We start from the raw sequence: 11,258 nt of genomic DNA, 5'->3' as shown, positions 1-11,258 counted from the left end.
TTTGTTGATTTTGTAAATCAAATCTTGAGTGTTTACTTATCTTAACATGATTTGGTTTTTTTACGCCTACCTACTTAACTTAACAGGTGTTGCTAGTTCAAGTTTTCTAGCTTTGAGGGGTTTTAACCGGATAGTTTGGTTAATTTTAATTGAAAATTAACTCTTATTCATCCAGGCGCGGGTTCCGAAATTTTTGCAGGAATGGGAAGCGATTTTAGCTGATGCGGTGAGAGTATCTGTAAAGTTATTATTTTGCAAAATGTAGTGACAGAAAGCGCCGTGAAAGATGTCGCCCGCGCCTAAAGTGTCTGTGGCTTGAATTTGAGGTACTTCTATAGTGCCGTAACTGCCATTGCTGAGGTATAAAATTGATTTTTCGCCGCGAGTGATGGCAATATTGGGAATTCCGGCTGCTGAGAGGTAAGCAAAGACTTGTTCGGAATTGTCGCAGTTGGGCGGATGAAAGTTATCCGAACATACAGCCCATTCAATAAAAGGTAATATTTGTTCTAATCCGGGTTTCCAACTGCCGCCATCGAGGACAATGGGAATGTTTTTTGACTTGGCAAGTTGAGCAATTTCTTGACTGGCTGCGATTTGATGTCCGTCAAGCAGTACAATATTAACTGAGGTTAAAATATCCTGGTTAATTGTTTGACTGTCAACTTGCGATTTCGTAGCATTGATGGAAATTACCGATCGATCGCCCGTTGCTTCAGTTACAATAATCGAGGAAACTGGCGGCGAGTGCGATCGCCCCGGTTCCAAATCGATTATCCTGACATTATACTCCGCTAAGTCTGCACGAATTAATTGGGCGATCGCGTGAGTGCCCAAAACGCCGGCCCATACCGCCGCATTCCCCAAATAGCTAAAAGTGACCGCAGCATTTGCCGCCGGCCCGCCCGCAGCAATGGTACAATCAGAAGCAACAACTTTCTGATTTTCACCCGGAGGCTTCTCGGCCAAATAAACTAAATCTAAAGTTGCCAATCCCAAAAACAATCCCGTTTTCATATCTTCTTAAATGTGTGGCATGGGCGTCCCGCCCGTGCTTTATCTGCGGTTAAAAACTTCAAAATATCAAAATGCAAGCAAATCCCAATACAGGAACACTTTACATCGTAGGAACCCCGATCGGCAACCTCGAAGACATGACCTTTCGCGCCATCCGAATCTTGCAAACAGTAGACTTCATCGCCGCCGAAGACACCCGCCATACAGGCAAACTTTTGCAACATTTCCAAATCAAAACTCCTCAAATCAGCTATCACGAACACAACCAACACCAGCGACTTCCCGAACTCATCGACAAACTGCATTTAGGCAAAAATATCGCCCTCGTCACCGATGCCGGAATGCCGGGAATTTCTGACCCCGGATACGAGTTAGTCAAAGCTTGCGCCGATGCTAATATTAACATTATTCCGATTCCCGGCCCGACCGCCTGCATTGTTGGCATAACTGCATCAGGATTACCCACAGAGAGATTTGTATTTGAAGGTTTCTTACCCGTAAAAGGTCAAGAACGCCAACAGAGTTTAGAAGCTTTGCAAATAGAATCCCGCACTATAATATTATACGAATCTCCGCACCGATTGCGACAAACTTTACAAGATTTAGCAAATAGTTTGGGAAGCGACAGACAGATTGTGCTGGCGAGAGAATTAACCAAAATGCACGAAGAGTTTTGGCGTGGTAGTATAGAAAGTGCGATCGAGCTTTACACCAATCGCGAACCCCAGGGAGAATTTACCCTCGTAATAGCCGGCATCCAAACAGCCTCACCAATATTTTCCGAAGACGCAATTAAAGCAGAATTGCAAACATTAATAGCAGAAGGCATAAGTCGTTCCCAAGCCAGCCGCCAGCTAGCACAACAAACATCCCTTCCCCGCCGCCAAATCTACCAACTCGCCCTCACAATAGGCGACAATGAATCACTAGAACAACCCCTAGATAACTTGTGAATAACTCTCTTCTCTTCTTCTCTGCGCCCTCTGCGCCCTCTGCGGTTAAATAAAAAAAGCTAGATACTCACACTCAGAATTATATGGTACGCGGAAACTACGATCGACAAAAACCATATTTACGCAACCCCCACATCAACAAACCAATCGCCGAAATCTATGCAGACTTAGACGCCTTTACCTGGGAGATATTTGAAGACCAACCCCACCGCTTCGATACCGTCAGTTTCTACGTCTTGCTTCCCCCACTATTTTACGAAGGGCGTTTCATCAAAGGAATTTACTTCAGCGAAGGAGTCGAACTAATAAACAAACTATTTCCCCAACTTTCATCAGTATTTTTATCCTTCACCTATTCCCCCGGAATCTCCTACTCCTGGGCCCCCATAGCTGACGCCTACTCTAGTTTATACAAAAACCCGCAGCGGGATAAATGGTTTCGCGAAACTTATCCAGATCGCGCCCACAAACCAATCATACCACTACAAGACACCGACTTCATCAACGAATACTTAATTTCCCCGCGCAACGTCCCCGCCAAAGACATCGACTTGCTAGCCGTCGCCCGAATTTCCGAAGAAAAAAATTTGCCAATCATAGCCAAAGCCTTAAAAGTTTACCGTCAAAAATATCCGCAAAAACCGATAAAATTAACAGTAGTCACCGGCCACGAATTTGATGCTAGCAACCTGAAAACTCTCGACGAGTACGCCTTAAAAGAATGGCGGCAAGTAGAGGCAATTTTAGGCAATCCGTCGGACTACATTAACTTAGTACCGAGAGTTGACTACTACAGCGAAATCCCCACATATTATTCGCGGGCACAAGCATTCGTCCTCGGTTCCCTCCTCGAAGGAAAAAACCGGGGAATTACCGAAGCCATGAGTTGCAACGTACCAGTAATTTGCTTTGAAGAATTCAACCAATACGCCAGAGGCCAATCGCCAGTTTTCCCCGAAGGTGCGGGTCTTTACGCCAAATTTGACCCAGAATCTCTCGCAGATACTATATATACAGTATTGGAAAATCAAACAGAATTCAAACCGCGATATCAGTATTTAAAGCATTGCGGGCGGAAAAACTTTTTCAATACTTGTATAGACAGTTTTCCTTATTATCAGCACAACATTCCCGACTACAAGCCGGGAGAGGCGATTAACAATTTGTGGTTGGATTTAGCAGTTCAACAAAATTATCAAGTTAGTTTGAATAGCTTTTTGTACGGAGGTTCTCCCTTGTCTCATATTCGCGGAACAAATGCGATTGGGCACAATCTCGGTCAGTTAACCAAGTTTCAATGACAGATAATTCGGAATTATTAAACCGCAGAGGCCACAGAGGACACAGAGGAGGAGAAGAGAGAGATGAATAATACGGATTTGAGATTAGTCTTTATAGCGATGACTTTCGCTAAAAGCGCCGTGGAATTCATTCCCTAGCGACTGGTAGATGGTCGGCTTCAGTTGGCAATATCCTCAAAAATCTTACTGGCTAAAACTCTCGCCAAATTCACAGGAACAGCATTGCCGACCATTTTGTATCCGTCAGCAATATACTTATATTTGAAAATAAAATCATCCGGGAAAGTCTGAACTCTGGCGCACTCTCGCACAGAAAGCCGACGGTAAGGCAGAGGCGAATTGGGGTCAAAAATGCGTTTGTCTTTGCCAACCAAAATCATTTTACTAGCTTGAGGATGCAGAGGCGCGTGTCTGCCACTTGCCTGAATTGTAAAAGAAGGTTCTGACCAACTTCTAACTCGATTGCGCGACATATAAATGCTCGAAAACCCCAAATCCGCACATTCGTGATTTGGGACAGAATCGTGATAATTATCTAATTTACCCTTAACTGACATAGGGGCGATCGCCTGCAAATCAAAAATCGCATCTTTCAGCGTCAAAACCTCGGTTCCAGGTTCGGGAAACTCAAAACTAAAACCAAGATTTTCCCGATAGCCAACAACAATCACCCTTTGCCTATCTTGCGGAACCCCAAAATTTCTAGCATTCACCAACTTGTAGGAAACCCGATACCCGATGTCCTCAAACTGCGATAATATATAAGTAAAAGCTTCCTTGTTTCTGGCCGCCAAAATACCGCTAACATTCTCAGCTAAAAAAAACAAAGGCTGCTTGTCCCGCACAATTCTGATATACTCCCAGAAAAGTTGACCCCGACAGTCATCAATCCCCCGCTTAGCCCCTGCTTCACTCCAACTTTGACAAGGAGGCCCGCCGATTATCCCAATACAGTTGGGAATTTCATCAGATTTGATTTTTCTGATATCTCTGCGATCTAAAATAGTTTCAGGATGATTGAAATTATACGTATCCCAAATAGACTTATCATATTCATTCGCCCAAACCGCATTAAACCCAGCTAACCGAAAACCCAAATCCAACCCCCCACAACCCGAAAACAGAGAAATAATATCCAAAATCACCTTTTTTCACCCGCAATAAATACAATAAATCAATTATAAACCTCTCTTTTCTTAGATATCTATCTCTTTCTTCTCTCACTCTGCGCCCTCTGCGCCCTCTGCGGTTAATAAAAAAAATCTAATTCACACACAAACAGAACTTATCATCCTCAATGAATACAGAATCCATCCTTCAATCTTACCAACATTTCGGCGTCCATCTGGGGCTAGAAAGAATTCACCAACTTCTCCAAAAACTAGACAACCCCCACCAACAAGTACCCATTATCCACATTGCCGGCACCAATGGCAAAGGTTCCGTTTGCGCTTATCTCTCTTCCGTACTAACAGAAGCAGGCTATCGAGTTGGACGCTACACATCCCCGCACTTAATCGATTGGACAGAAAGAATTTGCATCAACCAAAAACCGATTTCCCCAACAGAATTGCAACAGTGTCTAGAACGAGTTGTCGCCGCCACCGAAAACAACACCGAAACTCCCACTCAATTTGAAATAATCACCGCCGCAGCTTGGCTGTATTTCGCAGAACAAAAAACAGACATCGCAGTCATAGAAACTGGATTGGGCGGTAGATTAGACGCGACTAACGTTTGCGAAACACCTCTCGCTAGCGTCATCACTTCTATCAGTCTCGAACACTGGCAAATACTCGGCCCCACCGTCGCCGATATTGCTGGGGAAAAAGCCGGAATTCTCAAAGCAAAATGTCCGGCCGTGATCGGAGAATTGCCAGAATCAGCTAGAATAGTAGTAGAAAAACGCATTCAAGAATTAGACTGTCCGGCAACTTGGGTAAAACCAGCTATAGATTTAGGACAAGGATTCGCAGAATATCAGTTAAATCAAAATGCAGTTAAAATAAAATATCAATTGCCGCTGCTGGGAAAATTTCAACTAATGAATTCAGCAATTGCGATCGCAACTTTGCAAACTCTCCAAAACCAAGGATGGCAAATTTCTCCAACCGCCATCGAAAACGGTATAGCCACAACCCAATGGCCCGGAAGACTCCAGCAGACAACTTGGAAAAACCGCCACATATTAATTGACGGCGCGCACAACCCGGCTGCAGCTATCGCCCTGCGTGAATATGTCGATCGCCTGAACAATCACCCGTCACCGATTAACTGGGTAATCGGCATTCTTGCGACTAAAGACTGCGATGATATTTTGAAAGCATTACTCAAAAAGGGCGATCGAGTTTACCTAGTTCCCGTACCCGATCAAAACTCATCATCCCCCGCAGAATTAGCCACCCTAGCTCAAATTATCTGCCCCGAATTAACTCTCTGTCAAGCCTTCCCCGACTTAACAACAGCTTTAGATGCTGCTGTTACAGGTGACAACCTCACAATCCTTTGCGGTTCCCTTTATCTCGTCGGCTATTTTCTGCAACAACAACAATCCCAAGCTTAAACGCATCAGAATTGTGTTTCTTCCTCAGTAAAGATTGGAGGCCACAATTCTGAAACGGGCAATTCCCAACCGGGAAAAAGTTCTGCTACTGTTAAGATATCGCCATTTCCTAAAACAGTCGGTTCACCTGTAGAGCGATAAATAGTCACTGTTTCTTCATCAGGATCGATCAGAATTCCGACGATCGCACCCAACTCTATAAACTTCAAAACCTTGGTTTCTATAAGCTTAATGCGATCGATCTGAGATTTAATCTCAACCACCAAATCGGGGACAAGTTCTCCAAAATAACGCGGACTTTGGCGCAAGCGGGCGGCGCGCACAAAAGAAACATCCGGCGCTTTCACATTCGTATCCGGCATGATGAAACCGCCTGCGGAGTCAAAGACTCTCCCCAAGCGACGGGGATAAACCCAGTTACCCAGCAAACGAATCAAAATACTGCTGATTTCACTGGATACGATGTCTGATGGCCCCACAATTGAAAGTCTCCCGTCTTCTAGTTCAATTTTGTAATCTAAACCCGCTTCGGAAAAAAGGGTTTGAACTTGGTTTAAATCTTTGAGTGTCATCGCTGGCATAAGAATTTTATCCTATTCTGAGCTGAGTTTTGATTTTAACACGAGTCAAATTTCTGAATATTTGAGGAATTCAGGCTGTATTCGTACAAATCATCAATTAAGCTGAATTGAGAAAGAGGCTCGCACGGGATAAAGAAACCCGGTTTCTGGGATGAGCGATCGTTTTTATCAACAAACATTTACCTCTAAAATAGTCGAGATTGACTTATCCAGAGTTCTCCTCCGACTCCGCGTTGTGAAGAGGCGGTAATTTCATCATTCGATAATAACTTAAAAGCTGATATTTGCGTATATATGGCGGCACAGATTCCCATTATTTAATAATACGTCAAGTGGTCGAAAAAAGGAAGGGGCGAGAGCAAAAAAGATTAATGCCTAATGCCCAATGCCCAATGCCAAATTTTTGTTACAATACAAGTGAGTTTAGAAAAATTTAGAGATAGAAGTTTATGAGCAGCCTTATATCGGTGCAAAGGCTAATTGAATATATAGAAGCTTTGCCAGCCCAAGAGCAAACTTTACTATTTGACGAGCTTTTCAGGCGAAACATAATCAAGCAGCGTCAGGAAAACATCGATTCTACAGTCAAGGTAACTCCTGCCTCGGCGATCGGGCCAGTAATAGAAAAGTTAGGCCAGGAAAACACCAAGGAGAGAGTAAACATGGTCAAATTTCTTGACGCGCTTCGCAAAGCAGACCCGCTTATCATTGGAGAAAGAGAAAATCCGCGCCAGGAAAACACCAAGCAGACAGTCAAGACAAAAACACTGTTAACAGGTAACGCTACCTGCGACATTCGCGCAGCCGATCGCACTAACTTTGGGGGCGACCTCGACAGCTCAACTGCTCACATAATCATTAAAAACGAATCAGACACAACAGTCAGTGCAGCGTTGCTGGGATGGCCCGAATGCAAAGCTTTTGGCGAGACGCGATCGCAAGCACTGCAAAACCTTCACGATTTAGTAAATGCCCAGCTAGCCGAAGCAGAAATCGTCTCTGTCAAACTCACGAATAGTCGATCGAACAATCCTTGGGTGAGGTTAGCTGGTAAGTATGAAAACGATCCGTATTACGATGAGGTATTGGCACACATAGAAGAATATCGCCGCGAACTCGATGCAGAAACCGAAGCTTATTACAGTCAAATTGACGATGCGGTTGAGACAGAATGAGCCTATACATACTTGATACGAATTGTTTCTCCGATTGGCAAAAGAATGATCCAATGATGGTGCAGCGAATCGAGGTTAACGCAGAAAACCTTGCTGTAACTATCGTAACCGTAGAGGAAGTAATTCGCGGCTGGTTCGATTTTATCAGAAAGGCTTCGACATCTTCGCAAGCGGACAAATTAGTATGGGGTTACACCAGGTTATGGGATACATTAGATGATTTCAAAAATCTCAACATTCTGAAATTTGACCCGAATGCTTTCACTATTTACACTGAGTTACGCCGTCAAAAAATACGCATCGGCACGCAAGATTTGCGGATTGCTGCTATTGTACTTGCTAATAAGGCTATCCTCGTTACGCGCAACTACCGAGATTTTTCGCAAGTGCCTGATTTAGTGCAGGAAGACTGGACAATTCAACCTTAAAAACAAGGGGCGATTGCTAATCGTAAGGTGCGTCGCCATCGAATTTTTCGCGATGATTGGAAGCTCTGCGAGGCGACGCACCTTACATTTAAAGGCTGATATCTGCTTATATATGGCGGCACAGATTCCCATTATTTAATAATACGTCAAGTGACCTAAAAAAGCAAGGGGCGAAATAAAAAAAATCCCGCCCCAGCTTCACTTAAAAACTACCTTTGATCCCAAGCCTTAGCAGCATCAGCAACAGCTTGGTCTACCGACTTCTCATCCAACATTGCCGCCTGCAAATTGTCATAAATCGCCTTTTGCAACTTCTTAACATCCTTCAAAGGCGGAATCAATAGCTCAGCGGAAGTCAACCCAGAAGCACTAACAACCCGAGCTCGATCGGCAGCAGGAGCATCAGCAGAAACAGTCTTAAAATAATCGTCCTGCAAAGCCTCAACCGTAGAAGGCAAAACATTAGCAGCCTTAGCAAAAGCCAACTGATTTTGAGAATTAGTAACGTACAGAGCAAACTTGACAGCATCATCAGGGCGCTTGCTGTCGCGGGGCACAACCAAATTCATCACCGCCACAGTCTTCTTACCTGTTTCCCCCGTAATTTGAGGCGCAGCAGCCGAAACAGCACCAATACTCGGAGCATTCTCAGCAATCGCCTTCAAAAACTGAGGGCCCGAAGCTAAAAAAGTAGTTTCCCCAGCTTGATAAAGCTCGATCGCCCTGCGATGTCCCTGCACCAAAACATCCTGTGGCAAAAGTCCGTTATTGTACAAATCTACCCAATACTGAAAAACAGCTTTGCCCTTAGCAGTATTAAAAGCCGCCTTGCCTTTAGCATCCACCAAAGGTACACCCATTTGCACAAAAGATTGCAAAACTTCCGCCGAATCTTCCGGCACAAAAGTCACAAAAAAAGCAAACTTGCCAGTCTTCTCCTTCACCTGCTTCGCCACAGTTGCCAACTCGGCATAAGTAGCAGGAGGCTTAGCAATTCCAGCCTTCTTCAACAACTCCGTATTGTAAATTGTCACCCCAGTCGTGAGATACCAAGGAATGCCAAAAGTCTTGCCGTCGAGTACACTAGCTTTCCAGATATTTGGGAGATAGAGCTCGCGAACTTGCTGCGGAATTCGAGAATCCAAATCCAGCCAAGCATTGCGTCCCGCCAACAGCGAAGCAAAATCGGGATTTAGGTTCACCACATCCGGCGCATTTTTCGCCGAAACAGCCCCCAAAATCTTGCTTTCCATCGCCGACCAAGGAACGTCCACCCAACGCACCTTCACCCCCGGATTTTCCGCTTCAAAACCGGCGATCGTCTTGTTGAAATACTCAGTAAACTGAGGTTGAAGCTGCATAGTCCAGAACTCGATTTCCTGCGTATTATTTGCCTGGGAATTAACAGCCGGCTTGCTGCAACTCACCACCGCAGACAGCAGCAGCCCCACCAGCCCAAAAACAGCAAAAAGTTGCCAAGATTTACGTTTCATAGAATAAAATTTGAGAGTTATGGGAACCGTCATTCGATTTTAGATTTTAGATTTGAGATGCTTTCGATTGACTTGCGCGAGATAAATTCGGGGGACGCAAGGATTTTAGATTTGAGATGCTTTCGATTGACTTGCGCGAGATAAATCACGTGGCGGGTAACACCTTGGAAATTCGCTTGTCAGACAAAGGCACGCGCGGCGAAGCTATCCCGTAGGGAATCGCCCGAATCAAGCGCTCACGAGTCAGTAACAGAGTTTTGTACCTGGGTTCAGGAGCGAGATAGTCTGTTTTTGTGCAGAATCGGCGGGTTTTCGGTCGATCGAGCTGGAATTTATTGACATTCTCCGCAGAATAGCTATTGTCAAGTAAATTGGATAGCATAAAATCGGAACTAGCGATCGCGCAACACAGACTGAGCTGTGCAGAAGAAGGCGGGATACCGAGATTACAGCACTCTGGCTGCAGTTGGAAACCAACCCTCCAACACGCCTGCGCGCTGAATCAGGCTGGCCAACTACAAAAGAAAAAAATAGCAATTATCGGCGACCCAATCACATGGTTAACTTTTTCAAAGGTCTACTTTCCCAACGCCAGCCAGGAATCGGGATCGAAATAGCCCCAGACCGCATCAACATCATTCAGCTTGAAAAGAAAGCTCAGGCATTAAAATTAGGCATCCTAGCCTCAATAGAAGTTCCAGAAGACTATGTACAAGAAGGACAAATAGTCGATCCGCCGGGAATGGCAGAACTAATACGTACCGTCCTCACGGACAACAAAATCAAAGCCAAGCGAGTAGCCACAGCCATTCCAGGCCGCGAAGCAGTCATCCGCCTCATCCCAGTTCCCGCAGAACTCAACGAAGAAGAACTGCGGGATTACATGAACGCAGAAGCAGGACTGTACTTGCCATTTCCTAGAGAAGACGCCGACGTAGACTATCAAAAAATAGGCCTTTTTGTAGATGACGACGGAGTAGAAAAAGTGCAAGTCGTCTTAGTAGCAACCCGCAGAGAAGTTACCGACACATACATCGAAACATTCAAAGAAGCCGGATTGATTATAGACGTATTAGAAGTAACCAGTTTTGCCCTAATCCGCACCCTCAAAGAACAACTGCAACAATTTTCCTCCCAAGAAGCAGCAGTTCTCACCGCCATAGAATTTGACAGCACCGAGTTAGCTATAGTAGTGGACGGCATACCTCAGTTCAACCGTACCATCCCGATCGGCACCTACCAAATCCAGACCGCCCTCAACCAAGCCATGAACCTGCCACCAACCAGAGACACCAGCGAACTGCAAGGCATGACCCTGCCAGTCACAGATACAATGGGCGCATCGGGAGACGCCAATCCGGGAACAAATGCGATGATTAAAGTATTGGGAGAACTAGCAGACGAACTGCGCCGCTCAGTAGACTTTTACCTCAACCAGAGCGAAGAACTCGAAGTAGCGCAACTACTGCTAGCGGGTCCGGGAGCTGCGATCGGCAAACTCGACGAATTTTTTATGCAAAGATTAAGCTTGCCCGCATCTCAAGTCGATCCCATCGAAACCCTAGGAGTCGAAATCAGCCAAGAAATTACCCCAGAACAGCGAGCAGGTTTAGGAGTCGCCCTAGGTTTAGGACTAAGGGAGGTTATGTGACCTAACAGTTTTAGATGAGAGAAAAACCGATTTGAGAATTTGAGGTAAAAACCCCTTCCAAAAGAAGAAGGCAGAAAGCAGAAGGTAGAATATTGG

The 11,258-nt window shown here is 45.0% G+C and carries 11 protein-coding genes; 6 read left to right on the top strand and 5 right to left on the bottom strand.

Annotated elements, in window-relative coordinates; translation table 11 throughout:
* Positions 1-156: 156 nt before the first annotated feature.
* On the bottom strand, positions 157-1,017 hold the full coding sequence (locus QUB51_RS24935; RefSeq protein WP_333055163.1) for a sugar kinase: 861 nt from the start codon (positions 1,015-1,017) through the stop codon (positions 157-159).
* Positions 1,018-1,088: 71 nt separating this feature from the next.
* On the opposite strand from QUB51_RS24935, the gene rsmI reads away from it, so the two are divergent.
* Both rsmI and QUB51_RS24925 read left to right on the top strand, forming a co-directional pair.
* Positions 1,089-1,970, top strand: coding sequence for a 16S rRNA (cytidine(1402)-2'-O)-methyltransferase (rsmI, locus tag QUB51_RS24930; RefSeq protein WP_333263015.1), 882 nt, complete (start codon positions 1,089-1,091; stop codon positions 1,968-1,970).
* Positions 1,971-2,053: 83 nt separating this feature from the next.
* Positions 2,054-3,271 carry a glycosyltransferase gene (locus QUB51_RS24925; protein ID WP_333263018.1) on the top strand — a complete coding sequence of 406 codons (1,218 nt, stop codon included), beginning with the start codon at positions 2,054-2,056 and terminating at the stop codon, positions 3,269-3,271.
* A gap of 158 nt (positions 3,272-3,429) precedes the next feature.
* On the opposite strand, the gene QUB51_RS24920 is transcribed toward QUB51_RS24925, so the two are convergent.
* The gene (locus QUB51_RS24920; RefSeq protein WP_333263021.1) at positions 3,430-4,410 is read right to left on the bottom strand and encodes a DNA cytosine methyltransferase; all 981 of its coding nucleotides are present in this window, start codon (positions 4,408-4,410) and stop codon (positions 3,430-3,432) included.
* A gap of 158 nt (positions 4,411-4,568) precedes the next feature.
* On the opposite strand from QUB51_RS24920, the gene QUB51_RS24915 reads away from it, so the two are divergent.
* A complete protein-coding gene (locus tag QUB51_RS24915) occupies positions 4,569-5,834 on the top strand; it encodes a folylpolyglutamate synthase/dihydrofolate synthase family protein (protein ID WP_333263024.1) in 1,266 nt (421 codons plus the stop codon).
* A gap of 5 nt (positions 5,835-5,839) precedes the next feature.
* On the opposite strand, the gene QUB51_RS24910 is transcribed toward QUB51_RS24915, so the two are convergent.
* Entirely contained in the window at positions 5,840-6,415 is a 576-nt protein-coding gene (locus QUB51_RS24910) for a Uma2 family endonuclease (RefSeq protein ID WP_333263028.1), read from the bottom strand.
* A 449-nt stretch (positions 6,416-6,864) separates the two neighbouring features.
* On the opposite strand from QUB51_RS24910, the gene QUB51_RS24905 reads away from it, so the two are divergent.
* Both QUB51_RS24905 and QUB51_RS24900 read left to right on the top strand, forming a co-directional pair.
* Positions 6,865-7,590 (top strand): hypothetical protein, encoded by a 726-nt coding sequence (locus QUB51_RS24905; RefSeq protein ID WP_333055150.1) that lies wholly within the window; start codon positions 6,865-6,867, stop codon positions 7,588-7,590.
* Entirely contained in the window at positions 7,587-8,018 is a 432-nt protein-coding gene (locus QUB51_RS24900) for a type II toxin-antitoxin system VapC family toxin (protein WP_333055147.1), read from the top strand. Before QUB51_RS24905 ends, QUB51_RS24900 begins: the two co-directional genes overlap by 4 nt.
* A 209-nt stretch (positions 8,019-8,227) precedes the next feature.
* On the opposite strand, the gene QUB51_RS24895 is transcribed toward QUB51_RS24900, so the two are convergent.
* Both QUB51_RS24895 and QUB51_RS24890 read right to left on the bottom strand, forming a co-directional pair.
* On the bottom strand, positions 8,228-9,511 hold the full coding sequence (locus QUB51_RS24895; RefSeq protein ID WP_333055143.1) for a sugar ABC transporter substrate-binding protein: 1,284 nt from the start codon (positions 9,509-9,511) through the stop codon (positions 8,228-8,230).
* 145 nt (positions 9,512-9,656) lie between these two features.
* Positions 9,657-9,893, bottom strand: coding sequence for a hypothetical protein (locus tag QUB51_RS24890; RefSeq protein WP_333055142.1), 237 nt, complete (start codon positions 9,891-9,893; stop codon positions 9,657-9,659).
* A 174-nt stretch (positions 9,894-10,067) separates the two neighbouring features.
* Here QUB51_RS24890 and pilM point away from each other — a divergent pair, with 174 nt between their 5' ends.
* A complete protein-coding gene (gene pilM, locus QUB51_RS24885) occupies positions 10,068-11,162 on the top strand; it encodes a type IV pilus assembly protein PilM (RefSeq protein WP_333055140.1) in 1,095 nt (364 codons plus the stop codon).
* The last annotated feature ends 96 nt before the right edge of the window (positions 11,163-11,258 follow it).

The sequence above is a fragment of the Microcoleus sp. AT8-A3 genome, from assembly GCF_036705675.1.
Lineage (GTDB): Bacteria > Cyanobacteriota > Cyanobacteriia > Cyanobacteriales > Microcoleaceae > Microcoleus.
Note: the sequence above shows the minus strand (reverse complement) of the source record. Positions and strands in the feature narration are given on the sequence as shown.

What these genes read in the sequence shown, in the direction of transcription:
- QUB51_RS24935 (WP_333055163.1), bottom strand. Translation starts at nt 1,017, where the DNA reads ATGAAAACGGGATTGTTTTTGGGATTGGCAACTTTAGATTTAGTTTAT.
- rsmI (WP_333263015.1), top strand. Translation starts at nt 1,089, where the DNA reads ATGCAAGCAAATCCCAATACAGGAACACTTTACATCGTAGGAACCCCG.
- QUB51_RS24925 (WP_333263018.1), top strand. Translation starts at nt 2,054, where the DNA reads ATGGTACGCGGAAACTACGATCGACAAAAACCATATTTACGCAACCCC.
- QUB51_RS24915 (WP_333263024.1), top strand. Translation starts at nt 4,569, where the DNA reads ATGAATACAGAATCCATCCTTCAATCTTACCAACATTTCGGCGTCCAT.
- QUB51_RS24910 (WP_333263028.1), bottom strand. Translation starts at nt 6,415, where the DNA reads ATGCCAGCGATGACACTCAAAGATTTAAACCAAGTTCAAACCCTTTTT.
- QUB51_RS24905 (WP_333055150.1), top strand. Translation starts at nt 6,865, where the DNA reads ATGAGCAGCCTTATATCGGTGCAAAGGCTAATTGAATATATAGAAGCT.
- QUB51_RS24900 (WP_333055147.1), top strand. Translation starts at nt 7,587, where the DNA reads ATGAGCCTATACATACTTGATACGAATTGTTTCTCCGATTGGCAAAAG.
- QUB51_RS24895 (WP_333055143.1), bottom strand. Translation starts at nt 9,511, where the DNA reads ATGAAACGTAAATCTTGGCAACTTTTTGCTGTTTTTGGGCTGGTGGGG.
- QUB51_RS24890 (WP_333055142.1), bottom strand. Translation starts at nt 9,893, where the DNA reads ATGCTATCCAATTTACTTGACAATAGCTATTCTGCGGAGAATGTCAAT.
- pilM (WP_333055140.1), top strand. Translation starts at nt 10,068, where the DNA reads ATGGTTAACTTTTTCAAAGGTCTACTTTCCCAACGCCAGCCAGGAATC.